The 24,276-nt window shown below is 74.4% G+C and carries 13 protein-coding genes and 1 pseudogene; 9 read left to right on the top strand and 5 right to left on the bottom strand.

The features are described from left to right. From ACF09K_RS24755 to ACF09K_RS24730, 6 genes are all read left to right on the top strand, one after another. Window positions 1–5,336, top strand: a 5,336-nt coding sequence (locus ACF09K_RS24755) for an amino acid adenylation domain-containing protein (RefSeq protein WP_392246763.1), incomplete at its 5' end; no start/stop codon positions are given. After that, the gene (locus tag ACF09K_RS24750; RefSeq protein ID WP_392246761.1) at window positions 5,333–9,304 is read left to right on the top strand and encodes an amino acid adenylation domain-containing protein; all 3,972 of its coding nucleotides are present in this window, start codon (window positions 5,333–5,335) and stop codon (window positions 9,302–9,304) included. The genes ACF09K_RS24755 and ACF09K_RS24750, both read left to right, overlap by 4 nt. Window positions 9,305–9,365: 61 nt before the next feature. Then, complete coding sequence (locus ACF09K_RS24745; protein ID WP_392246759.1) at window positions 9,366–10,634, top strand: cytochrome P450; 1,269 nt, start codon at window positions 9,366–9,368, stop codon at window positions 10,632–10,634. A 49-nt stretch (window positions 10,635–10,683) separates the two neighbouring features. Further along, entirely contained in the window at window positions 10,684–11,265 is a 582-nt protein-coding gene (locus tag ACF09K_RS24740; protein WP_392246757.1) for a DUF3995 domain-containing protein, read from the top strand. Continuing rightward, a complete protein-coding gene (locus tag ACF09K_RS24735) occupies window positions 11,262–12,218 on the top strand; it encodes an ATP-binding cassette domain-containing protein (RefSeq protein ID WP_392246756.1) in 957 nt (318 codons plus the stop codon). Before ACF09K_RS24740 ends, ACF09K_RS24735 begins: the two co-directional genes overlap by 4 nt. After that, entirely contained in the window at window positions 12,215–13,003 is a 789-nt protein-coding gene (locus tag ACF09K_RS24730; RefSeq protein ID WP_392246755.1) for an ABC transporter permease, read from the top strand. The genes ACF09K_RS24735 and ACF09K_RS24730 overlap by 4 nt, the downstream gene beginning before the upstream one ends. 779 nt (window positions 13,004–13,782) lie before the next feature. Here ACF09K_RS24730 and ACF09K_RS24725 read toward each other — a convergent pair. Further along, on the bottom strand, window positions 13,783–15,780 hold the full coding sequence (locus tag ACF09K_RS24725; RefSeq protein ID WP_392246754.1) for an ABC1 kinase family protein: 1,998 nt from the start codon (window positions 15,778–15,780) through the stop codon (window positions 13,783–13,785). 10 nt (window positions 15,781–15,790) lie between these two features. Then, entirely contained in the window at window positions 15,791–17,941 is a 2,151-nt protein-coding gene (locus tag ACF09K_RS24720; protein WP_392246753.1) for an MMPL family transporter, read from the bottom strand. Window positions 17,942–18,407: 466 nt separating this feature from the next. Between ACF09K_RS24720 and ACF09K_RS24715 the strand changes: the two genes are divergently transcribed. Beyond that, on the top strand, window positions 18,408–19,433 hold the full coding sequence (locus tag ACF09K_RS24715) for a polyprenyl synthetase family protein (RefSeq protein WP_392246751.1): 1,026 nt from the start codon (window positions 18,408–18,410) through the stop codon (window positions 19,431–19,433). A 42-nt stretch (window positions 19,434–19,475) separates the two neighbouring features. Further along, complete coding sequence (locus ACF09K_RS24710) at window positions 19,476–21,497, top strand: BTAD domain-containing putative transcriptional regulator (RefSeq protein ID WP_392246749.1); 2,022 nt, start codon at window positions 19,476–19,478, stop codon at window positions 21,495–21,497. A gap of 144 nt (window positions 21,498–21,641) precedes the next feature. On the opposite strand, the pseudogene ACF09K_RS24705 reads toward ACF09K_RS24710, so the two are convergent. Then, window positions 21,642–21,719 (bottom strand): annotated as a pseudogene (locus ACF09K_RS24705) (pentapeptide repeat-containing protein); the annotation flags it as partial. Window positions 21,720–21,806: 87 nt separating this feature from the next. Further along, complete coding sequence (locus ACF09K_RS24700) at window positions 21,807–22,187, bottom strand: hypothetical protein (RefSeq protein WP_392246748.1); 381 nt, start codon at window positions 22,185–22,187, stop codon at window positions 21,807–21,809. 517 nt (window positions 22,188–22,704) lie between these two features. Between ACF09K_RS24700 and ACF09K_RS24695 the strand changes: the two genes are divergently transcribed. Then, window positions 22,705–23,349 (top strand): FMN-binding negative transcriptional regulator, encoded by a 645-nt coding sequence (locus tag ACF09K_RS24695; RefSeq protein WP_392246746.1) that lies wholly within the window; start codon window positions 22,705–22,707, stop codon window positions 23,347–23,349. Between the two features lie 114 nt (window positions 23,350–23,463). On the opposite strand, the gene ACF09K_RS24690 is transcribed toward ACF09K_RS24695, so the two are convergent. Continuing rightward, window positions 23,464–24,150 (bottom strand): LmbU family transcriptional regulator, encoded by a 687-nt coding sequence (locus ACF09K_RS24690; protein WP_392246745.1) that lies wholly within the window; start codon window positions 24,148–24,150, stop codon window positions 23,464–23,466. Between the last annotated feature and the right edge of the window lie 126 nt (window positions 24,151–24,276).

Here is a 24,276-nt window from a genome sequence, read left to right as displayed (position 1 = left end):
TGGCGGACGGCGACGGCACGGCCACGGACCCGGCGGCGCTGCGGGAAGCGCTGCGGGCCTCGCTGCCGGAGCACATGGTCCCGGCCGCGGTCGTCACCCTCGACACCCTCCCCCTCACCGTCAACGGCAAGCTCGACCGCGCCGCCCTCCCCGCACCCGGCGGCACCGCCACCGGAGCGGGCCGGGCCCCCCGGACCGTGCGGGAGGCGCTGCTCTGCGACCTGTTCGCCGAGGTGCTCGGGGTGGAGGGCGTCGGCGTCGACGACGGCTTCTTCGACCTCGGGGGCCACTCCCTGCTGGCCACCCGTCTCGCGAGCCGCGTCCGGGACGAGCTCGGCGTGGAACTGCCGGTGCGCAGCGTCTTCGAGCACCCGACCGTGGCCGGGCTGGCCCGGCGGCTCGACCCGGCGTCCGAGGTGCGTCCCCCGGTGCGCGCGGTCGAACGCCCCGCGGAGGTTCCGCTCTCCTTCGCCCAGCGCAGGCTGTGGTTCCTCGGTCACTTCGACGGGCCCAGCGCGACGTACAACATCCCGCTGGCGCTGAGCCTGACCGGCGACCTGGACCGGGAGGCACTCGCCGCCGCGCTGCGCGACGTGGTCGACCGGCACGAGAGCCTGCGGACCGTCTTCCCCGACACCGACGGGCGCCCGCGCCAGCTGGTGCTGGAGGCCTCCGCCCTCGGCCTCGAACTGCCGGTCACCGAGGTCACCGAGGACGGGCTGCCCGACGCGCTGAGCGCCGCGGCCTGCCACGCCTTCGACCTGACGACCGACGTGCCGCTGAAGGCGGACCTCTTCGCGCTCGCCCCCGACCGGCACGTGCTCCACCTGCTGGTGCACCACATCGCCGCCGACGGCGCCTCGCTGGCCCCGCTGGCGAGGGACCTGTCCACCGCCTACGCGGCGCGCCGCCTGGCGCGGACTCCCGACTGGGAGCCCCTGCGGGTGCAGTACGCGGACTACACGCTGTGGCAGCGCGAGGTGCTCGGCAGCGAGGACGACCCGGACAGCCAGGTCTCGGCGCAGCTGGAGCACTGGCGCACCGCCCTCGCGGACCTCCCCGAGGAGCTGACGCTGCCGGCCGACCGGCCGCGGCCCCAGCGTTCCTCCCACCGCGGCGGCCTGGTCCCGCTGGAGCTCGACGCCGGGCTGCACACCCGGATCGCGGCGCTGGCGCGCCGTACCGGCACCAGCGTGTTCATGGTCCTCCAGGCGGCCACCGCCGCCCTGCTCACCAAGATGGGGGCCGGCACCGACGTCCCGATCGGCACGCCGGTCGCCGGACGGACCGACAGCGCCCTCGACGACCTCGTGGGCTTCTTCGTCAACACGCTGGTGCTGCGCACCGACACCTCCGGCAACCCGACGTTCCCGGAGCTGCTGGCCCGGGTCCGCGACACCGACCTCGCCGCCTACGCCCACCAGGACGTTCCCTTCGAGCGGCTCGTGGAGGTGATGAACCCGGAGCGTTCGGCGGCCCGGCACCCGCTGTTCCAGGTCAACCTGACCTTCCACAACCAGGCCCCCGCCACGGACGGCCTGGACCTGCCCGGGCTGGCGTTCGGCGGTCACCCGGTCGAGCACGGCGTCGCCAAGTACGACCTGGCGCTGAGCCTCACCGAGCAGCGGACCCCCGACGGTTCGGCCGCCGGGATCACGGGTGCGCTGGAGTTCGCCGCCGACCTCTTCGACGCGTCCACGGCCGGCCGCCTCGCCGAGCGCTTCGTGCGGCTGCTGTCCGTGTGGACCGAGGAGCCCGGGCGCGCGCTCGGCGACGTGCACGTCCTGGACGCGGCCGAGTGGGAGGCCGCTCTCGCCGGTACCGGTGCCGGTGCGGTGGCGGACGGGGCCGGTGCGGGCGGGCCGTCGCTGGCGGAGCTGTTCGAGGCACGGGCGGCCGCCGCTCCGGACGCGGTCGCCGTGGTGTGCGGTGACCACGCGCTCTCCTACCGCGAGCTGAACACCTCGGCGAACCGGCTGGCCCGCCGCCTGGTCGCCGCCGGCGCCGGACCGGGCCGGTTCGTGGGCCTGGCCCTGCCCCGGTCGGCCGACCTGGTCACCGCCCTGCTGGCCGTGGTCAAGTCCGGCGCCGCCTACGTGCCCATGGACCCCGACTACCCGGCGGACCGCCTGGCGCACATGGTGACGGACTCCTCGCCGGTGCTGGTGGCGACCGCCTCCGGGGTGGACCTGTCGGGCGTGGACTGCGGCGACGCGGCCGTCCTCGTCCTGGACGACCCGCACGTGCGGTCGGACGTGAACGGCCTGCCCGGCGGCGACCTCACCGACGCCGAGCGCGGCGGCCCGCTCCACGCCGGCTCCGCCGCCTACGTCATCTACACCTCCGGCTCCACCGGCCGCCCCAAGGGCGTCGTCGTCCCCCACCGCAACGTGGTGCGGCTGTTCTCCGCGACCGACCACTGGTTCGGCTTCGGACCCGACGACGTGTGGACCCTGTTCCACAGCTACGCCTTCGACTTCTCCGTGTGGGAGATCTGGGGGCCGCTGCTGCACGGCGGGCGCCTCGTCGTCGTGCCCTTCGAGGTGTCCCGCTCCCCGGAGGACTTCCTGGCCCTGCTGGCCGCCGAGAAGGTGACGGTCCTCAACCAGACCCCGTCCGCCTTCTACCAGCTGATGCGGGTCGAGGGCGAACACCCGGACCTGGGCGCGCGGCTGTCGCTGCGCCACGTCGTCTTCGGCGGCGAGGCGCTCGACCTGTGGCGGCTCCAGGAGTGGTACGGCCGCCACCGCGAGGACGCTCCCCGCCTGGTCAACATGTACGGCATCACCGAGACCACCGTCCACGTCACCCACCGCGCCCTGGACGCCGGGGACGCCGCCTCGGCGACGGGCAGCCTCATCGGCCGGCCCATCCCGGACCTGCGGGTGCACGTCCTCGACGACCGGCTCACCCCGGTTCCCACCGGCGTCACCGGTGAGATGTACGTGGCGGGCGCGGGCCTGGCCGACGGCTACCTCGGCCGGCACGCCCTGACCGCCGAGCGCTTCGTCGCCGACCCCTACGGCCCGCCCGGGACCCGCATGTACCGCACCGGCGACCTGGCGCGCCGCACCGCGGACGGTGACCTGGAGTACCTCGGCCGCGCCGACCACCAGGTCAAGATCCGCGGCTTCCGCATCGAACTCGGCGAGATCGAGGCCTGCCTCGCCGCGCACCCGCAGGCCGGCCAGGTCGCCGTCGTCGTCCGCGAGGACCGGCCCGGCGACCGCAAGCTCGTCGGGTACGTCGTCCCGCGGGCGGAGGGCGGGGCCCCGGAGGCGGAGGGCCTGCGCAAGCACCTGCGTACGCAGCTCCCCGAGTACATGGTGCCGTCGGCGTTCGTCACGCTCGACGCCCTGCCGCTGACCGCCAACGGCAAGCTCGACCGCAAGGCGCTGCCCGCCCCCGACCTCGCCGCGGCGGCGGGAGGCCGCGCGGCGCGGACCGAGCGCGAGGAACTGCTCTGCGGCCTGTTCGCGGAGGTCCTCGGGCTGCCCGCCGTCGGCATCGACGACGGCTTCTTCGACCTGGGCGGCGACTCCATCGTCTCCATCCAGCTCGTCGCCCGCGCCCGCAGGGCCGGACTGCTCCTGACCCCGCGCGACATCTTCGAGCACAAGACGGTCGAGGCGCTGGCCGGTGTCGCCGCCGTCGTCGACCGCGCGGCCGAGGACGGCCCGGACGCCGGCATCGGGACCGTGGGGGCGACGCCGATCGTCCGCTGGCTGGAGGAACGCGGCGGGCCCGTGGACCGCTTCAACCAGTCGATGCTGCTCCAGGTCCCGGCGGGCGCGTCGGCCGAGCACCTGACGGCCGCGCTGCAGACGCTGCTGGACCACCACGACATGCTGCGGGCGCGGCTGACGCGCGGCGCCGGCGGCTGGTCGCTGGAGGTCCCGGAGCGGGGCGCGGCCGACGCGGCCGGCCTGCTACGCCGGGTTCCGCTGCCGTCGGGCCCGGTCCGGGCCGAGACGCTCGCGGCCGCGCTCGACGAGCACGCCACCGCGGCCTGGGACCGGCTCTCGCCCGAGGACGGCGTCATGGTCCAGGCGGTCTGGTTCGACGCCGGCCCGGACCACCCGGGGCGGCTGCTGCTGATCGCCCACCACCTCGTGGTCGACGGCGTCTCCTGGCGGATCCTCACCCCCGATCTGGCCGCGGCCCACCAGGCCCTGGCCGGTGGCGGGAAGCCGGTGCTCGAACCGGTGCCCACGTCCTTCCGCACCTGGGCCCGCCTGCTGGACGAGGAGGCCCTGAAGCCCGAACGGGTCGGCGACCTGAAGCGCTGGACGACGATGCTGGCCGGCGGTGAACCGCTGCTCGGCGAGCGTCCGCTCGACCCGGCGCGCGACACCCAGGCGACCGCGCGCACCCTCACCCTGTCCCTCGCCCGCGAGCACACCGAACCGCTGCTGACCTCCGTCGTCTCCGCGTTCCACGCCGGGGTGAACGACGTGCTGCTGACCGGGTTCGCGCTGGCCGTGGCCGAGTGGCAGGAGGGCCGGGGCCGCGGCACCCGGGGCGTGCTGGTGGACCTCGAGGGTCACGGCAGGACCGGGCCGGGCGGCGACGCCGCCTGCGACCTGTCGCGCACGGTCGGCTGGTTCACCGGGATCCACCCGGTGCGGCTGGAGACCGGCCACCAGGACTGGGAGCGGCTGACCGCCACCGGTTCGGGCGCGGGCCGGGTGCTCAAGCAGGTCAAGGAGCAGTTGCGGGCGGTGCCCGACAACGGGCTCGGCTACGGGCTGCTGCGCTACCTCAACCCGAACACCCGGACCGTCCTGGCCGAACTCGCCCCGCCGCAGATCGGGTTCAACTACCTGGGCCGGCTCGGCGGGGGCGGCGAGGCGGCCGAGGCCGTGGACTGGGGCCCGGCCCCCGAGTCGGGCGGCCTCGGCGGCGGCTCCGACGACGCCATGCCGCTCGCGCACCCGCTGGAGGTCAACGCCTTCACCCAGGACGGCCCCGGGGGCCCGCAGCTCGTGGCCACCTGGACCTGGGCCGGGGAACTCCTCCGCGAGGAGGACGTGACCGGGCTGGCCGAGGGCTGGTTCCGCATGCTCCGCGTGCTCGCCGAGCACGCGGCCGCTCCCGAGGCCGGCGGCTGGACGCCTTCCGACCTGCCCCTGGTGTCACTGAGCCAGCACGACATCGACGGCCTCGGTGACGACCTCGACGACCTCGACGAGTTCGACGAGTTCGACGACGGCTTCGAGGACGACTTCGACGGTTCCGACGCGTCCGACGGCCCCCGGGACCCGGGGACGCGGCGGAACCCGCACGACAACGGACACGACGGCGCCGATGCCGGCACCGACTGGAGGAACCGATGACCAAGCCGGCGATCGAGGACGTACTCCCTCTGTCCCCGTTGCAGGAGGGACTGCTGTTCCACGCGCTGCTCGACGAGCAGGAGATGGACGTCTACACGGTGCAGCTGGTGCTGGAGCTGACCGGCGTCGTGGACACCGGGCGGATGACGGCCGCCGTCGCCGCGCTCGTCGCCCGGCACACCAGCCTGCGCGCCGGCTTCCGGCACGAGGGCCTGGAGCGCCCGGTGCAGGTGATCCGCAGCCGGGTCCGGCCGCCCTACCGGGAGGTCGACCTCGGCGGGCTGCCCCCGGACGAGCGGCCCGCCGCGCTGGAACGGGCCCTGGCCGAGGACCGCGCGCGCCGCTTCGACCTGAACCGGCCGCCGCTGGTGCGCTTCACCCTGGTGCGCCTCGGCGAGCGCGAGCACCGGCTCGTGGTGAGCAACCACCACATCCTGCTGGACGGCTGGTCCACACCGCTGCTGGTCGGCGAGCTGTTCACGCTGTACCGGCAGCACGGCGACCCGTCCGGGATGCCGCACGTCACGCCCTACCGCGACTACCTGGCGTGGGTGGCCAAGCAGGACCGGACGCAGAGCGAGCAGGCCTGGCGCGAGGTGCTCGGGGACGTCTGCGAGCCCACCCTGCTGGCCCCCGCGGACCCGTCCCGCCGGCCGGTCCGGCCGCGCCACCACACGCTGGACCTGTCCGAGGAGTTCACCTCGGCGCTGGCGGCGCGGACCCGCGGGAGCGGCCTGACGCTGAACACCGTCCTGCAGGGCGTGTGGGGGCTGCTGCTGGGCCGCCTCACCGGCCGGGACGACGTCGTCTTCGGCGGTACGGTCTCCGGGCGGCCGCCGGAGCTGCCCGGCGTGGAGCACATGATCGGGCTGTTCATCAACACGCTGCCGGTCCGGGTCACCATCGACCCCGCCGAATCGCTGGCCGGCCTCCTGGCCCGGCTGCAGAAGCAGCAGTCCGGCCTGATGGGCCACCAGCAGCTGAGCCTCACCGAGGTGCAGTCCCTCGGCGGCTGGCAGGAGGGCGTCGGTGAGCTGTTCGACACGCTCACCGTGACGGAGAACTACCCCGTCGACCCGTCCGCGCTGGCGGCCGAGGACCCGGGCGACCCCGACGAGCTGCGGGTCACCGGGCTGGTGGGCGAGGACGCCAACCACTACCCGATGAGTCTCGCGGCCGTCCCCGGCCCCCGGCTCCACCTGCGGCTGAGCTACCGGCCCGACCTGTTCTCCGACGAGACCGTGCGGCTGATGGGCGGCCGTCTGGAGGCACTGCTGCGCTCCGTGGTCGAGGACCCGGAGCAGGCCGTCGGCCGGCTGGACGTCGTCTCCCCCGAGGAGCACCGGCGGCTCGTCGGGGAGTGGAGCGGCGGCGGCGCCGGGCCGCGGGCCCGGACCTTCCCCGACCTGTTCGAGGAGCGGGTCCGCGCCACCCCGGACGCCGACGCCGTCGTCGCGCCGGGGGTCCTGCTCCGGTACGCCGAGCTGAACGAGCGGGCCAACCGGCTCGCCCGGCTGCTGGCCGCGCGCGGGGCCGGGCCGGAGAAGATCGTCGCCCTGCTGCTGCCCCGGTCGGTGGACATCGTGGTGGCGCAGCTCGCGGTGCTCAAGTCCGGGGCCGCCTACCTGCCGGTGGACCCGTCCTACCCGGCCGAGCGCATCGCGTTCATGCTCGACGACGCGGCGCCGGTGCTCGCCGTCACCGCCTCCGGCGTCACCCTGCCCCCGGGCACGCCGCCGGCCGGGCTCCCGGTCGTGCGGCTGGACGACCCGGCCGTCACCGGGGAACTCGCCGCGCTGCCGGCCCACGACCTGGCCGACTCCGACCGCACCGCCGCGCTGCTGCCCGGTCATCCCGCGTACGTCATCCACACCTCCGGCTCCACCGGCCGGCCCAAGGGCGTGCTGGTGCAGCACACCGGCCTGGCGGCCTTCTCCGCCGCGGTGGCCGAGGGGTTCGCCGTGGACGGCGCGTCCCGGGTGCTCCAGTTCGCCTCGCCGAGCTTCGACGCCTCGGTGCTGGAACTGTGCTCCGCGCTGCCGGCCGGGGCCGCGCTCGTCGTGCCCCCGCCCGGACCGCTCGGTGACGAGGCCCTCGCCGACGTGCTGCGGGAGCAGCGGGTGACCCACGCCCTGGTGCCGCCGGCGGCGCTCGCCACCGTGCCCGTGGCGGGACTGCCCGACTTCCGCTCCCTGGTCGTCGGCGGCGACGCCACCGGCGCCGAACTCGTGGACCGCTGGGCGCCGGGCCGCCGCATGGTCAACGCCTACGGGCCGACCGAGGCCACCGTCGCGGCCACCCTCAGCGAGCCCCTGACCGCGGGGGACGGCACTCCGCCCATCGGCCGGCCCGTCCGCGGCACCAGGGTCTACGTGCTGGGCGAGACGCTGCGCCCCGTGCCCGTCGGCGTACCGGGCGAGCTGTACGTGGCCGGGGACGGCCTGGCCCGCGGCTACCTGGGGCGCGCGGCGCTGACGGCCGAACGGTTCACGGCCTGCCCGTACGGCGGACCCGGCGAGCGGATGTACCGCACCGGGGACCTGGTGCGGTGGACCGACGGCGGCACCCTGGAGTACCTCGGCCGCGCCGACGACCAGGTGAAGATCCGCGGCTTCCGCGTCGAACTCGGCGAGATCGAGTCGGCCCTCGCCGCGCTGCCCGGTGTCGGCCGTGCGGTGGCCGTGGTGCGGGAGGACGCCGGGGGCGACCGGATGATCGTGGCCTACGTCGTCGCGGCGGACCCCGCCGGGCCGGCCGGCCTCCCGGAACCCGAGGCGCTGCGGGCCGCTCTGGCCGGCACGCTGCCCGCGTACATGGTGCCCGCCGCGTTCGTGGGGCTGGACGAGGTCCCGCTGATGCCGAACGGAAAGCTGGACCGCAGGGCGCTGCCCGATCCCGAGTTCACCGCGGCGCCGGGCAGCGGGGCGCCCCGCACCCCCGAGGAGGAGGTGCTCTGCGGTCTGTTCGCCGAGGTGCTCTCGCTGCCCAGGGTCGGCGTCGACGACAACTTCTTCGACCTCGGCGGGCACTCGCTGCTCGCGACCCGGGTGATCAGCCGGGCGCGGGCCGCGTTCGGCGTGCGGCTCTCGGTGCGCAGCCTGCTGGAGAACCCGACCGTGGCCGCGCTGGCCGCCGAGCTGACGGCCGGCTCCGACCACGACCCGTTCGACGTGCTGCTGCCCCTGCGGCCCGGCGGCTCGAAGCCGGGCGTGTTCTGCCTGCACCCCGGGGCCGGCATCGGGTGGGGCTACTCGGGCCTGCTGCGGCACGTCCCGGCCGACCACCCGATCTACGCGCTCCAGGCGCGGGGGCTCGCCCGCGACGAGGAACTGCCCTCCTCCATCGAGGAGATGGCCGACGACTACCTCGCCCGGATCCGCGAGGTCCAGCCGTCCGGCCCCTACCACCTGGTGGGCTGGTCCCTCGGCGGCATCCTCGCGCACATGATCGCCACCCGGCTCCAGGACGCGGGCGAGCAGATCGGGGTGCTGGCCGTGCTGGACACCGACCCGGACATCCCCTCCGAGGGGCACGCGGACCTCGCGTACGACGAACAGGACGTCCTGGCGACGCTGCTGGACCTCAGCGGCCGGGCCGGGGACCGCGACCCGGCCGAACCGCTGGAGTACGAGCGGGTGATGGAGGTCCTGCGGGCCGGGGACAGCGCGCTCGCCGGACTGGAAAAGCGTCATATCGGCGCGCTCGCCCGTGTTGGCACCAACATGTCGAGGAGCATCATCCACCCGTACGACCCTGCTCTACTGGGCGTCGTCCGTGGCGATGTCATGCTGACCGTCGCCGGCCGGGACCACGCCTCGCCGCAGGCGATGGCCGCGGCGTGGCGGCCCTTCGTGGAGGGGCGGGTCGACATCCAGGTCGTCGACTGCGGGCACAACGAGCTGACCCGTCCGGGGCCCATCGGTGAGATCGGCCGGGCGCTCGCCGCGCAGTTGCGCGAGCTCCGGTGAACCGCCGGAGCAGCACCGTACCGACGACCCGCCACCGCGCACCCACTTGGAGCAAGCCCCTATGACCAGCGCCACCACGGCACTGGGCGGAGCCGACGTCGAGGACCGCGAGCTCGACGGCTTCGACCTGACCGACCCCCGGACCTACCAGACGACCGACGTGCACGCCATGTGGCGCCGGTTCCGCGCCGAGCGCCCGGTGCACCGCCATCCGGCGACCGCGGCGGGGCCCGAGTTCTGGGTCCTGTCCAAGTACGACGACATCATGAAGGTGTACAAGGACGACGACAACTTCACCTCCGAGCGGGGGAACCTGCTGGTCACGCTGTTGCACGGCAGTGACTCCGCGGCGGGCAAGATGCTCGCGGTCACCGACGGCCCCCGGCACGCGGCGATCCGCAAGCTGATGCTCAAGTCGTTCTCGCCGCGCGCCCTGCGGCACATCTCGGAGCAGGTCGTGCAGCGCACCCGCACGCTCCTCGGGGCCGCGGTGGAGCGGGGCGAGGCGGACTTCGCGCGGGACGTCGCCGAGCACATCCCGATCGCCACCATCTGCGACCTGCTGGGCGTCCCCGAGGCCGACCGCGCCTTCCTGCTCGGCCTCAACAAGCAGGCCCTCAGCTCCAGTACGGCCGACACCAGCGCCGAGGACTCCTGGCTCGCCCGCAACGAGATCCTCCTGTACTTCGGCGACCTCGCCGAGGAGCGCAGGAGGAACCCGGTCGACGACGTCATCAGCGTGCTGGCCACCGGCCGGATCGACGGGAAGCCGCTCGACGAGGACGAGATCGTCCTGAACTGCTACAGCCTGATCATCGGCGGCGACGAGACCAGCCGGCTGTCGATGATCGGCGGGGTGCAGGCGCTGATGCGCCACCCGGAGCAGTGGGACGCGTTGCGGCGGGGCGAGGTGACGGTGGAGAGCGCCGTGGAGGAGGTGCTGCGCTGGACGACCCCGGGCATGCACTTCGGCCGCCGGGCGCTGCGGGACGTCGAGATCGCGGGGCGGCGGATCGCCGCCGGCGACATCGTCACCCTGTGGAACACCTCCGCCAACCGGGACGAGGACGTCTTCGACGACCCCGGGACGTTCGACCTGGCCCGCACCCCCAACAAGCACGTGTCGTTCGGGTACGGACCGCACTTCTGCCTCGGTGCGTTCCTCGGCCGCGTCGAGATCAACGCCATGCTCGACGGGCTGCGGACCGTGGCCGCCCGCGTCGAGCCCAACGGCCCCGTGGAGCCGGTCTTCTCCAACTTCCTCAGCGGCCTGGAGAGCATGCCGGTCCGCTTCGAGGCGGACCGCGAGGGGCTCGCCCGGTGGAGCTGAGGGCCGCCCGCCGCGCCCGCGGCTCCCGATGAGAAGGAGGAGGAAGACGATGTCGAAGGCACGAGGGGACGGCACGCCGGCGTCCGCGGTCCCGGTCTCCCGCTGGGAGCGGACCGTCGGGTACTGCGCGCTGACCGCCGGGCTCGCCTACGCCCTGCCGCACCTGTGGTGGGGGCTGGGGATCATGTTCGCCTACCCCGACACCCCCGAGTCGGTGCCGGACGTGGCCTGGCAGCGCATGATCGCCTTCTGGGGCATGGGAGCGGTCGCCGCCCTCGCCGCCCTCGCCACCACCGCCCTCTTCCGGCCCTGGGGGGACTTCTTCCCCCGGTGGCTGCGCGTCGGGGCGGCCGTGACCGCCGGCACCGGGCTCGCCCTGTGGGGACTCGGCTACGGCTACCTGCGGTTCTTCGTCGCCGCGGGCAGGGTCGAGCCGAGCGCGGAAGTGGCCGCCTCCTTCGGCCCCTGGAACTTCTACTGGTACCCCGTCTTCTTCGTCTGGGGCGCGTCGCTGGCGCTCGCCGGCCTCCAGCTGCGCCGCCGCCCCCGCCCGGCCGCCCCCGGCGGCGATGTCCCGCAGCCGGGCGGGCGGACCCGGCGGACCCCGTCAACCATCGAGGTGAACTCGTGACCAACGCCATCGAGGCCGAGGGCCTCCGCAAGAGTTACAAGGGGCACGAGGCGCTGAGCGGGGTGTCCCTCTCCGTGCCCGAGGGAACGGTCCTCGGACTGCTCGGCCCCAACGGCGCGGGCAAGACCACCACCGTCCGCATCCTGGCCACCCTGCTCCGGCCCGAGGAGGGCCGGGCCACGGTCGCCGGGTTCGACGCCCTCGCCCAGCCCAAGGAGGTGCGCCGCCGGATCGGCCTCACCGGCCAGTACGCGGCACTCGACGAACGGCTCACCGGCCGCGAGAACCTGCGGCTCATCGGCACCCTGCTGCACCTGGGCAAGGGCCCGTCGCGCCGGAAGGCGGACGAGCTGCTGGAGCGGTTCGAACTCTCCGACGCCGCCGACCGGGTGGTACGGACGTACTCCGGCGGCATGCGCAGGCGGCTGGACCTGGCGGCCAGCCTGATGGTCGACCCGCCGGTCCTCTTCCTCGACGAGCCGACCACCGGACTCGACCCCAGCAGCCGGATCGTCCTGTGGGGGATGATCCGGGAGCAGGTGGCCAAGGGCGTCACCGTCCTGCTGACCACCCAGTACCTGGAAGAGGCCGACCAGCTCGCCGACCGCATCGTGGTTATCGACTCCGGCAAGGTGATCGCCGACGGCACCGCCGACCAGCTCAAGCAGAAGGTCGGCGCCGAGCGCCTCGAGGTCGCCGCGCTCGCGGCCGAGGACACCCCCCGGGTGGTGGCCGCGCTCGGCGCCCGGCTCGCGGCCACCCCGTCGGTCTCCGAGGACGGCCGCACCGTGTCGGTACCGCTGCCCGACGGGATGGGCGGTGTCACCGCCGCGGCCGCGGCGGTGGAGGAACTCGGCATCGGGGTAGCGGAGTTCGCCATCCGGCGTCCTTCGCTCGACGACGTCTTCATGACGCTGACCGGCCAGACGGCCAGGGAGAAGGATTCGGCGTGACCGAGACACTGAGTGACGTACGGGCCCTGGTGGGCCGTCACTTCCGGCACATCTACCGCATACCCGAGCAGCTGATCAGCGTCACGATCATGCCGATCGCCTTCGTGCTGATCTTCGGCATGCTGTTCGGCAGCGCCATGAAGGTGGAGGGCGGCAGCTACCAGGAATACATCATGGCGGGCATCTTCATCCAGGTGATGATGGCCAACATCTCCCAGACGGCCCTGGGCGTCGTCGGGGACCTGGGCAACGGCCTGGTGGACCGCTTCCGTTCGCTGCCGATCTCGCGGTCCGCGGTGCTGATCGGCCGTACCACCGCGGACATGGCGCTCGCCGCCTGGTCCTGCGTCCTGATGGCCGGTGTCGGCTACCTCATCGGCTGGCGCATCCACAACGGGCTGCCCAAGGCCCTCGCGGCCTTCGGGCTGCTGCTCCTGCTCGGCTTCGCCATGTCGTGGCTCGGCGCGCTGCTCGGCCTGGCGCTGCGCAGCACCGAGTCGGTCAACGCCCTGGCGTTCATGGCGATGATGCCGCTGGTGTTCCTGTCCAACGCGTTCGTCCCGCCGGACGGGCTGCCGACCTGGCTGAAGGTCGTCGCCGAGTGGAACCCGGTCAGCATGGTGGTCACCGCCTGCCGGCAGCTCTTCGGCAACCCCACGGTGGGCCTCGGCACGGGGCTGCCGGCCGAGCATCCCATCGCGATGTCGCTGCTCCTGATCGGCGGCATCCTCGCCGTGGTCATCCCGATGTCGGGCCGCGCCTACAGCACGGCGACCGCCCGCTGAGGACGGCCCCCTCCCCGCCCCGGAGAACCCGTGCGCGCCGGACGGTCCCGTCGGACCGGGGCGCGAGCGGTTCCCCCAGAGTGCCCGACCGGGTTTCCCCGGCCGGGCACTCCGCGTGAGCGGGCAGTCCGCGTGGGCGGGCGCTCTGCGCGGGCGGACGGCTCCGTGCGGGCGGACGGCTCCGTGCGGGCGGACGGCTCCGTGCGGGCGGACGGCTCCGTGTGGGCGGACGCTCCGTGCGGGCGGGCGCTCCGTGTGAGGCGGTTGCTCTGCGCGGTGGTCGCCCGTGCGGGGGGCTCTGTGCGGCGGGGTCTCCACACAGGTGACCGCTCCGCGCGGGCGACCACCTTGCACGGGCGGGCGCTCCGCGCGGGCAGGCGCTCTGTGCGGGCAGGCGCCCCGCGTGGGCAGGCGCCCCGCACGGGCGGGCGCTCTGTGCGGGTGGGCGCTCTGTGCGGGCGGGCGCTCTGTGCGGGCGGGGTCTCCGCACGGACGACCGTTCTGTGCGGCGGGGTCCCCGCGCGGGGCAGCCGTTCTGTGCGAGTGGCCGTTCGCCTTCGGCGGCGCGACACCGAGTGCGTGCCCCGGGCCGGCTCCTGCCGGTCCCGGCCCGGGGCGCGGAGTGCTCGGCGGACGGCGTCGCGAACCATGTGCGGCTCCGGCGCCCGGACTCCGTTGCCCGTTCGGCGTCGCCGGTACGACGTCCCGCCGTACCGGGTCCGAGCCGATGCGGGGCCGGAGCCCGGCCACCTGGCCACCCGGCCGCCCGGCCGCCCCCGTCAGCGGCGGCCGCGGGAGAGCGAGAACAGCACGCGCAGCGTCAGTACCGAGGCGACGAGCAGCAGGTTGCACCCGAGCGCCTCGAACAGCCCGACCGACGAGGTGATCTCCGGACCGCCCGGCGTCTGCAGCAGCATCACCCCGACCACCCCGGCCGCACCGCCGCTGAAGGCCAGCAGGATGTCGTGGACGATGCCCCGGACGAAGTCGCGGTCGCGTTCGTCGGCCAGCACCCGGACGTTCACGCTCAGCCGCCCCTGCTCCAGGGCCTCCGTGATGCGGTCCACCCGGCGCGGCAGCCGGCGCAGCACCGGCAGCAGCGTGAGCATCTCCTCCGCGGCCGCCCGTCCGAGGCTCCCCGGGGTCAGCTTCCGCCGGACCTGGGAAGCCGCGAACCGGCGGGCCTCGGCGATGATGTCGTAGTCGGGGACCAGCAGGCCGAGGGAGACCTCCAGCGTCGACAGGGAACGGAACACCGCGGCGATCTCGCCGGGCACGACGAGCCCGTACCTGGTCACCAGCGCGAACAGCGCCGCGAACATGTCGCGGTCCGGCCGGGTCCCCGGAACCAGGTGCCGGGCCATGAACCGCCCCAGGTCACGGGCCAGCCGGTTCTCGTCGGCCGGTTCCGGCCGGTGCTCCACCAGTTCCAGCAGCGCGTCGCACAGGGCCTGCGGGTCGTTGCGGTGGATCGCGACCAGCAGGTCGCGCAGCGCCGACCGCAGCACCCGGTCGATGCGGCCGACGCAGCCGAAGTCCAGCAGGCCCGGTCGTCCGTCGTCCAGCAGCATGATGTTGCCCGGGTGCGGATCGGCGTGGAAGACGCCGTCGGTCATGATCTGCGCGAGGACGCAGTCCAGCAGCGCCCCGGCGAGCGCCGTCCGGTCGACCCCGCGGGCGTCGGCGGACTCGGCGGCCCTGTCGAGCGTCACCCCGTCCAGCCACTCCACCACCAGCACGCGGGCGGTGGTCAGACCGTCGTGGACGGCGGGGATGCCCACGGCCGGGCGCGGGGCCGGGCCTTCCGACGGGTGCCGGCCGGCGTCGGTCTCCCGCGCGTCGGCCTCCCGCGCGGCGATCTCCCGGGTGTTGCGGGCCTCGGTGCGGAAGTCGAGTTCCTCCCGGAGGGAGGCGGCGAAGCCCCGGACCAGTCCGGTGACTCCGACGGAACGGCCCCACGCGGTGCGTTCGCCGGCCCTGCGGGCGATCCGCAGGAGGATGTCCAGATCGCGTTCCACCACCTGGCGGGCCCGGGGGCGCTGCACCTTGACGGCGACCGCCCGGCCGTCCCGCAGCCGTGCCCGGTGCACCTGGGCGACGGAGCCGGCCGCCAGCGGCACGGTGTCGAACTCGGCGAACACCTCGCCCGGCGGGGCTCCGAGGTCCTCGGTGAGCACCTGTTCGACGGCGTCCCAGGGCTCGGCGGCCGCGGCGCACTGGAGCAGGCCCAGTTCGTCGATGAACTCGGCGGGCAGCAGGTCGTAGCGGGTGGAGAGCACCTGGCCGAGTTTGACGAAGGTGGTGCCCGCCTCCTCGAAGGCCGTCCGCAGGGCGCGGGCGTGCTCCGCGCGGGTGGCGCTCGTCGCCGGGCCGCTCAGGCCGGACAGCCGCGGGAGGCGGCCCAGCCCGTGCCGGAGGGCGATCCTGCTGAGCTCCGTGAAGCGCTGGGTGCGCGCCACCCGGCGCCGCACGGAGCGGGGCCAGCGGACGATGCCGCCGACCGACCCGCTGGGCACCACCGCCTCGGACAGGGCCAGGAAGATCATGGCGGCCAGCAGGGCGGACCCCACCTGGACGGTCACCAGCACGGTGCCCGCCGCGGTGGGCCCCATCGCGGAACTCACCAGTCCGGTGGTGAGCAGCCCGGTGCACCCGGTGAGCAGGAAGCGCAGTGCGCCGATCCGCAGACCGAGCAGCCTGCGCGCCCCGAGACCGAGTACCGCCAGGCCGAGGGCGATGGTGCCCACGGCGGTCAGGGCGATGACGAACGCGGTCACCGCGAGGTGGTCACGTCGTGGCCGGCTCGGGTGCCGGCGCCGGCGCCGCGTCGTCGTCCTCCGCGTTCCCGCGGCCGCCGTCGCCCGGCCACCAGGCGCGTTCGCCGAGCAGCGAGGTGACCGCCGGCACCAGGACGAGCGCCATCACGAAGGCGGTGATCAGGATGCCGAACGACACCGCGAAGCCCAGCTGCTGGAGCATGCTGTTGGCGGCCAGCATCAGGACGCCGAAGGTGCCGGCCAGGATGGCGGCGGCGGCCCCGATGGTGGGCGCCGAGTGGGTCACGGCGAGCCGGACGGCCTCCTGCCGGGTCCTGCCCCGGGCGATCTCCTCGCGGAGGCGGGCCACCATGAGGATGTTGTAGTCGGTGCCGATCGCCACCACGAAGAGGTAGACGAACACGGGCAGCGCGAACATCAGCCCGTTCTCGCCCTTGAGGTGCTGGAAGACCAGGACGGCCGAGCCGAGGGTGGCGCCGAAGCCGAGGCCCACGGCCACGATCAGGTACCAGGGCGCGACGGCGCTGCGCAGCAGTAGTCCGAGGATCACCATGATGGCGATGCCGGCGATCGGGAAGACCAGCGAGTAGTCGTGTTCGACGGCGGTGCGGATGTCCGCGAGGACCGCGCTGGTGCCGCCGACGAGCGCCTCGGTGCCCTCGGGCGCCGCCCGGTGCGCGGTGTCGCGCAGGTCCGTGGAGACCAGGTCGATGGCCGCCTCCTCGGCGGGGCGGTGGTCCAGGACGACGCTGAACTGCGCCGTGTCCCCGGCGGTGCCGAGCACGGCCGGCGAGACGTCGCCGACGCCCTCGATCCCGGAGAGCTTCCCGCGGAACGTCTCCAGGGCGGCGGCGTCGAGCCGGGAGCCGTCCTCGGAGGTGACGAGCACCAGGGAGGGGTCGGTCTGCCCGGCGGCGAAGCCCCGCCTGAGGTCCTCGGACGCCCGTACGGACTCCAGGTTCCGCGGCAGCGAGCTCTCGCTGTCGAACTCGGCGCTGAAGCCGAGGGCGGCCACGCTCATGACGGCCAGCAGGCCGCCGGAGACGCACGCGAGGAGACGGGGCCGGCGCGAGACGAGGCTGCCGAGCCGGCCGGCGACGACGCTCCTGGGCTGCTTCCTCCACGCCTTGGAGGGCCAGAACGCCTTGGTGCCCAGCAGCGAGAAGACGGCGGGGACGAGGGTGAGGGAGGCCAGCAGGGTGACGGCCACGGCGATGGCCAGCGACGGGCCCATGGCGCGCAGCATGCCCATGGTGGAGAGGGCCAGGGCGAGGAAGGCGACGACGACCGCGCCGGCCGCGGAGGCGATGGTCTCGCCGACCCGGGCCACCGCACCGATCATGGCCGCCCGGGGCTCCTGCCCCTCCCGCAGCTGCTCGCGGTACCGGAAGAGCAGGAACAGGATGTAGTCGGTGCCGACGCCGAACAGCACCACGATGAGGATGGCGGAGACCGAGTTGTCGGCCTGGAGCCCGCCGAGTTCGGCGGCGGTGGCGATCAGCCCGGTGGCCACGACGAACACCAGGAGGATCAGCAGGACCGGCAGCAGCGCGATGAGCGGGCTGCGGAAGATCACGAGCAGCAGCAGCACGATCAGCACCAGGGTCGCCATCATGATCATCGCGTCGGTGTCGCCGGAGGACTCGAGGTTGTCCAGCCCGCTGGCGGTCGGCCCGGTCACCCCCATGCTCAGTCCGGTCTTCGCCAGCAGTGGCCCGGCGTCCGCCCGGAGCTGCTTCACCGACTCGAAGAGTGCCCGGTCGTAGTGGTTCTTCGTGGTGGCGAAGACGCTCGCCAGCGCCACCTTGCCGTTCGGGGAGACCGCCTCGGGGCTCGCCAGGACCGACTTCACCTTGTCGTAGTGCTCGGCCTGCAGGGCCCCGGCGATCCGGGTCACCTGCGCCAGGTCGGCCGGCGAGAGCCGTCCCCGGTCCTCCCGCTGGAACACCGCGATGGCCGAGGGCTGCTCCGCCGCCGGGAACGCGCGCTGCTGCAGCTCCGTGACGCGTACCGACTCGTAGTGGGACGGCAGGAAGTCCGCCTGGTCGTCGGTGCTCTTCAGCTGCGGCGCGAGCGCGACAGCGGCGACGGTCGCGATGACCCAGGCGACGATCGTCAGCCAGGGCCGGTCGACGGCGAACCGCCCTATCCGTCCGAACATGGTGCTCCTTCGTGCTTTTCGGCTGGGGGAAACCGGGCCGACGCGTGGGGGCCGCCGGTTGCGGAGCCCGTCGTCGCAGGGCAGGCGGGAATGTGACGACGGGCCCCGGGCCGGTCCGGCGGATCGTGCCGGACAGGCCCTGGCCGCAGTCTGGCCGCCGGGTTCCGTCCGCGACGACGGCGAGCCGCCAACGCGGCAAGAACCTGCCAGGGCCGTTGCCCGCGCTCCGGCCCCGGTGTGACAGTCCTGGTGTCCGCAGCGCGACCCGGTGCGACAGCCCTGACGTCCGCGGCGCGACCCGGTGCGGACGCCCCCGCTCCCCGGTCCGCCGCACGTACCGTCCGGGCCCTGCCGCGGCGCCGGGCGGGCAGCCGGTCGCCGGGAACGGGCCCCCGCGGCGGACCCCCCGCGCCCGGGCGCCCGTGGCGGCCGGGGAGCCCCGTGCCTCACCCCCTCAGGAGCCCGGATGAACGTGTCGAGCACCCCGCAGCGCAGTCCCCTGGTGTCCGGACTCGCGGCCGGCGACCCGGCGCTGCGGGACCGGCTGGACGAGCGCCTGTGGACCGTCGAGCAGCGCCTGAGGGAGCGCGTCGCCCGTACCCCCGACCCCCGTGTCGCCCCGCTCGTCGGGCATCTCGTCGCCACCGGCGGAAAGCGGATGCGGCCCCTCCTGGTCCTGCTGGGCGCGGAGTTCGGGGATCCGGAGAGCGAGGGCGTCGTCGACGCGGCCGTCCTGGCCGAACTCGTCCACGTCTCCTCCCTCTACCACGACGACGTCATCGACGACGCCGGCACCCGGCACGGGGCGGACAGCGCCAACGCCCGCTGGGGGAAACGCCGCGCGGTGTTCGCCGGGGACTGGCTCCTCGCCCAGGCCGCCCAGGTCGCCTGCGAACTCGGGCCGCGGGCGGTGCGGTTGAACGCGCTGACCGCCGGCCGGCTGGTGGGCGGCCAGTCGCTGGAGCTGCTCGGTCCCCGGCCGGGGACCGAGCCCCTGGACCACTACCTCCAGGTGACGTCCGGCAAGTCCGCGTCCCTGATCGCCATGTCGCTGCGGCTCGGCGCCCTGCAGGCGGGCGCGCCCGCGGCGGACGTCGACGTCCTGACCGAGTACGGCGAGCACCTGGGCGTCGCCTTCCAGATGTCCGACGACCTCCTCGACGTCAGCGCGCCCGCCTCCGCGTCGGGCAAGGAACAGGGCATGGACGTGAAAGCCGGGGTGCTCAGCCTCCCCGTGCTCCTCGCCCTGGCCGGCGACGACCCGGACGACGCGGAGCTGCGTGCCCTGATCGCCGCCGGACCGGCCGCCGGGACGCGCCCGCACCGCCGGGCGCTGGAACTCCTGCGGGACTCCGCCGCACTCGCCACGGCCGCCGCCATGAGGGACGAGCGCCTGGCGCGGGCCCGTGCCGCCCTCGCGGCCCTGCCCCGGACCCCGGCCCGCGGGATCCTCGCCACGCTCTGCGACTTCATGGCCCACCGCAGGGCCTGAAGCACCACGGGGGCATCACGGGAGCACCACGGGAGAGCGAACATGCCGGGGCACAGCGACACCGTGCACGACCGCACCACCCGGCCCGGGCCCGGGCCGGGGCCCGGAGCCGCGGGAGCGGGCCGCGTCCGGCCGCCCGCCGTGCCGTCCGTCCCGCAGCCGCGCCCGGCCGCCGGACCACGCGGACGCGGGCCGGCGGAGGCGGACGACCGCGGCCCGTTCGTGTTCCGCGTGCTCGGGCCGGTCGAGGCCGAGTCCGGCGGACGGACGGTCCACCTCGGCGGGGCGAAGCAGCGCACGGTCCTCGCGGCGATGCTGCTCGCCGGGGGCCGGCCGCTCTCCGACGACCGGCTCAAGACCCTGCTGTGGGGGTGCGAACCGCCCGCCACGGCGACGGCCCAGCTCTACACCTACATCTCCCAGCTCAGGAAGTGCCTGGGCGGCGGCGTCCGCCTGGAGCGGTACGCCCGCGCCTACCGGCTGGACACACGGGGCGCCTTCTTCGACTGGACGGCTTTCGAGAGCCTGGTGGACCGCGGCCGCGCGGACCTGGCGGCGGGCCGCCACCTCGCGGCCGCCGACCACCTCGGGCAGGCGCTCGCGCTGCGGCGCGGGCCGGTTCTCTCCCATGTCACCGTGCACCTCGGAGAACGCCAGCGGCCCCTGCTGGAGGAGGCGGTCCTGTCCGCGCGGGAAGACCGGATCGAGGCCGAACTGGCCCTGGGCCGCCACGGGACGGTGGTCCCGCGGCTGATGCGGCTCGTGGTGGAGAACCCCCTGCGCGAGCGGCTGCTCGGCCAGCTCATGACCGCTCTGCACCACTGCGGCCGGCAGGCAGAGGCCCTCGCGGTGTACGAGCGCGGCCGGCGGATGCTCCGCGACGAGCTGGGGGTGGACCCGGGCCGGGCCCTGCACGACGTCCGGCAGGCGGTGCTGACGGACAGCCTCCCGGGGACCGCCGCGCGCCGGGGGCCGGGGGCCGCCGGCCCGGCGCCCGTCCCGCCGGGCGACGGGTCCCGCCGCCCGGTGGTGCGGGTGCGCGACCGCGGCGTCTGGAGCGGTGTCGTGCCCGCGATGCTGCCCGCCGACGTCGCGGACTTCTCCGGCCGCCGCCGGGAGCTGGACGGCGTCGCGGCCGCCCTGCGCCGGGCGGGGTCCTCCCCCGCCGTGGTGACGGGCGCCGCGGGCACCGGCACGTCGGCCCTGGCCGTGCACGCCGCGCACCGGGCGCGGCGGAGCTTCCCGGACGGGCAGCTCTACGCCGACCTGTCCGGGCAGTCCGAACGCCCCCGCTCCCCCGCCGAGGTGCTCGGCTGGTTCCTCCGGGCCATGGGCGTCGCCGAACACCGGCTCCCGGCCTCCACGGAGGAGCGCGGCCAGCTCTACCGCAGTCTGCTCGCCGACCGCCGGATGCTGGTGCTCCTGGACGACGCCGCCGACGACCGCCAGGTCCGCCCGCTGCTGCCCGGCGCGGGCGGCTGCCGCGCGCTGATCACCGGCCGGGGCCCCTTCACCACGCTGCCGGGCGCGCGTCCGGTCACCCTCGGTCCGATGAGCGCCGAGGAGGGCCGCCGGATGCTGAGCGCGATCGTGGGAGAGGGACGGACCGGGGACGAGCCCGACGCGGCCGCCCGCATCGTCGAACTGTGCGACCGGCTGCCGCTCGCCCTGCGGATCGTGGGGGCCCGGCTGGCCGCGCACCCGCGCCGACGGCTCGCGACGGCGGCGGCCCGGCTCGAACCGGAGGAACGCAGGCTCGACGAACTGCGGGCGGGCGACCTCGACGTCCGGGCGGCGCTGTCCCGCGGTCACCGGCGGGTACCCGCACCGGCGCGGGCGGCCCTGGGGGCCCTGGCGTCCGGCTGCCCCGACGTGTTCGGCGCGCGGGAGGCGGCGCACGTCCTCGGCTGCCCGCGGGAGGAGGCCGAGGACGCCCTGGAGAGCCTGGCCGGTGCCCGCCTGCTGGAGGTGTCCGGTCCGGTCCCGGCGCGCTACCGCCTCATGCCGCTGGTACGCCTCTTCGCCCGCGAGCACGACCGCGGGGAACCGGCCTCCCCCCGGTAGGGCGTGTCCGGCCCTTCGCCCCGGACCGGCGCGCGGCGTCCGGTGCGGTACGTCGCAGGGCGGCGGACCGCCCGCGTACCGGATGCACCCGGGTGGTCCGACGACGCGGCGGTGGGGGTCCCTCCCGCGCGAGCGGAGCCGGGCGTGGCGGAGCCGAGCGTGGCGGAGCCGGGCGTGGCGGAGCCGAGCGTGGCGGAGCCGAGCGTGGCGGAGCCGAGCGTGGCGGAGCCGAGCCGGGCGTCGCGTGCCCGGCGGGAACGGTCGGACACGGCCCGGGCCGGCGGCCGGTCGTCCGCCGGCGGGACGCGGTCAGCCACACCCTCCCGCGTGCCCCTCGTCGAGGCCGAACCACCTGCTGCGCCCCCCGTCGCCGGTGTGCGGCAGCAGCGAAGCACTCAGGGAGTCGATGTAGGTGGCCACCAGATCGCTCCACCGGCTGTCGGAGCCGGCGTCCGCGCCGCCGGGCAGCGCCGGGGAGCCGGCGAAGATCTCGGTCACGCCGAAGCCGCCCTGCTGCACGAGGTCCCAGATCGTGTCCCGCGCGGTCGTCTCGTCGGACACGCTCTGGCCGTTGAGGACCGTCAGCAGGTTCGTCTCCTCCTGTTCCAGCCAGGACCTGATCTCCTCCTCCAGCTCGGCCAGCAACTCGTCGCTGTCGCGGCCGTCCTCATGGGGCGTCATCTCGCCCATCACCGCCTCCCTCGTCACCACGGTTCCGCTCGGTCGGTACTCGGTACGGGGACAGCATCCGGGAAGGATCTATAAATCCCCTATGGCGAACGGCCGTCCGGCTCCGGGGAAGGCCGCGGCGGTGACCCCCGCCCGGGAGGGCGCCCGCGCGACGGAGCGCGCGGTGCGGACGGCCCGGCCGCCCGCTCGTTTTCCGTGAATGCCTTCCGCGGGCCGATCGGGGCCTTTCCCCGAGCATTCACCGCCGTACCGGAACCCGTCGCGGACCCGAATCGATGCACCCGGCATTCACCCTTCCGTTCCCGGCCCTCCTTTCGTTGCGCCGAAGGCGACGGACGGTCCACGATGGTGCTCCCCGTTGTCCTGCCGACAGGACAACGGAGCGGTTTCGCCGACCATTCGCCGCGTCATCGCCGCGCCCGCGGCCCGGATGCCGCGATGTCACCGTTCTCGTCGTTTCTCGTCGTTCTCGTCGTTTCTCGTCGTTTCTCGTCGTACCACGAAAGGTGAGTGCCGCATGTTCGTCCCCAGTCAGTACCGGGAACCCGACGTCTCGTGGATGGTCGATCTGATGGGCGCCAACCCGCTGGCCCTGATGGCCAGCAACGGCGCTCCCGCCGACGGACCGTTCGCCACCCACCTGCCGGTCATCACCGACCCCCGGTGGGACGGGCCGACCGCCGCGGACCTGGCCGGCAGGTCCCTGCTGGGGCACATGAACCGGGCCAATCCGCACTGGGAGGCGCTGGAGAACGGGACGGTGGTCCTGCTGACGTTCACCGGCCCGCACGCCTACGTCTCGCCCACCGTCTACGACGTCACACCGGCCGCCCCGACGTGGAACTTCACCTCGGTGCACGTGCACGGAGTCGTGGAGAGGATCGAGTCGGCGGAGGAGACGCTGGAGGTCGTGCGGGCGACGGTGCGGGTCTTCGAGAAGGAATTCGGCTACAGCTGGGACATGGCCGATTCCGTCGGCTATTTCCGCAAGATACTGCCCGGCGTGGGCGCTTTCCGTGTCCGGGTGACCAAGGCCGAGTCGATGTTCAAACTCAGCCAGGAACAGCAGCCCGAGATCCGCGAACGGGTCGTGCGGTCCTTCGCCTCGCGCGGATGCACCCGGCACGCGCAGACGGCGGATCTCATGAACCGTCTGCCGTGACGGTCCTCCCCTCCTGACACCGGGTCCGCACCCCTCGGCGTGCGGACCCCGCGCCCCTCGGCGCCCCGCACGGACACCAGCCCGCCGTCGCGGCGGCCGGTGCCCGTGAACCGGTCACGCCAGGGGCGGTTGCCGGCCGGCCTCCTTCAGCACCTGCTCGGCGGCGGCGTCCAGGGTGGCCATCACCCACTCCCCCAACTCGGTGCCGGCCTGGGCCGCCGCCTTGTGCCACCACTGGAGCCGGTTGTCCGGCACGGCGAGCCGGCGCGTCGCCGCCACGGCGTCCGCCTCCTGCGGGGTGCCCTCGCGCTGGGCCCTGATGGCGTTGCGCAGTTGCTTGGTGCTCCACTTCATCCGCTCGGCACGGTCGAGCCAGGTCTCCTGCTCGTCGACGCACAACGACGCCAGCTCGGCGTGGTGCTGGAAGCTGAGCACGGACCGCCGCCTGGGTAACGCGAACCGCCGGGAGACCCAGGCGTAGTTGCGCAGCGTCTGGTACTGGAGCCCGGCCGCGCGGATGCCGCGCTCGTAGCGGTCGGCGTAGTGGTCCTTGCCGTAGACGAGCCAGTCCCCGAGCCACCAGGACGACGAGTTGAGCAGACCGGAGAGCTGACGCCCGGCGCGTTCCCACTCCTCGAAGGCCAGTCCCTTGGGGATGTGCAGCCCCACCTTGGTGGTGAGGACCTGTTCGCGCCGCGACTCCGCCCCGTCGGCGGCTCTTCGTGTTCTCGGCGCTTCCTCCGCCGCCCTGTCGAACATGAGTGTTCTGGAATCCTTGCAGTCCTCGACATGATTCGTCATGACGCCTCCATGTCTACGCGCGTACCGACCGAGCGGGCCCGCGGCGGCTCTCCACCGGATACGGAAAGCGTCACCCCGTTTTCACACGGATGCCAAAAACAGTGACCAGCGCCCGCAGACGAGTAC

Source organism: Streptomyces sp. NPDC014882, from assembly GCF_043081325.1.
Taxonomy (GTDB): domain Bacteria; phylum Actinomycetota; class Actinomycetes; order Streptomycetales; family Streptomycetaceae; genus Streptomyces.
Note: the sequence above shows the minus strand (reverse complement) of the source record. Positions and strands in the feature narration are given on the sequence as shown.

Excerpts from the sequence above, each read along its gene's own strand:
- ACF09K_RS24715 (WP_392246751.1), top strand. The coding sequence starts at position 18,408 with ATGAACGTGTCGAGCACCCCGCAGCGCAGTCCCCTGGTGTCCGGACTC.
- ACF09K_RS24690 (WP_392246745.1), bottom strand. The coding sequence starts at position 24,150 with ATGACGAATCATGTCGAGGACTGCAAGGATTCCAGAACACTCATGTTC.
- ACF09K_RS24740 (WP_392246757.1), top strand. The coding sequence starts at position 10,684 with ATGTCGAAGGCACGAGGGGACGGCACGCCGGCGTCCGCGGTCCCGGTC.
- ACF09K_RS24710 (WP_392246749.1), top strand. The coding sequence starts at position 19,476 with ATGCCGGGGCACAGCGACACCGTGCACGACCGCACCACCCGGCCCGGG.
- ACF09K_RS24720 (WP_392246753.1), bottom strand. The coding sequence starts at position 17,941 with ATGTTCGGACGGATAGGGCGGTTCGCCGTCGACCGGCCCTGGCTGACG.
- ACF09K_RS24695 (WP_392246746.1), top strand. The coding sequence starts at position 22,705 with ATGTTCGTCCCCAGTCAGTACCGGGAACCCGACGTCTCGTGGATGGTC.
- ACF09K_RS24750 (WP_392246761.1), top strand. The coding sequence starts at position 5,333 with ATGACCAAGCCGGCGATCGAGGACGTACTCCCTCTGTCCCCGTTGCAG.
- ACF09K_RS24700 (WP_392246748.1), bottom strand. The coding sequence starts at position 22,187 with ATGGGCGAGATGACGCCCCATGAGGACGGCCGCGACAGCGACGAGTTG.
- ACF09K_RS24745 (WP_392246759.1), top strand. The coding sequence starts at position 9,366 with ATGACCAGCGCCACCACGGCACTGGGCGGAGCCGACGTCGAGGACCGC.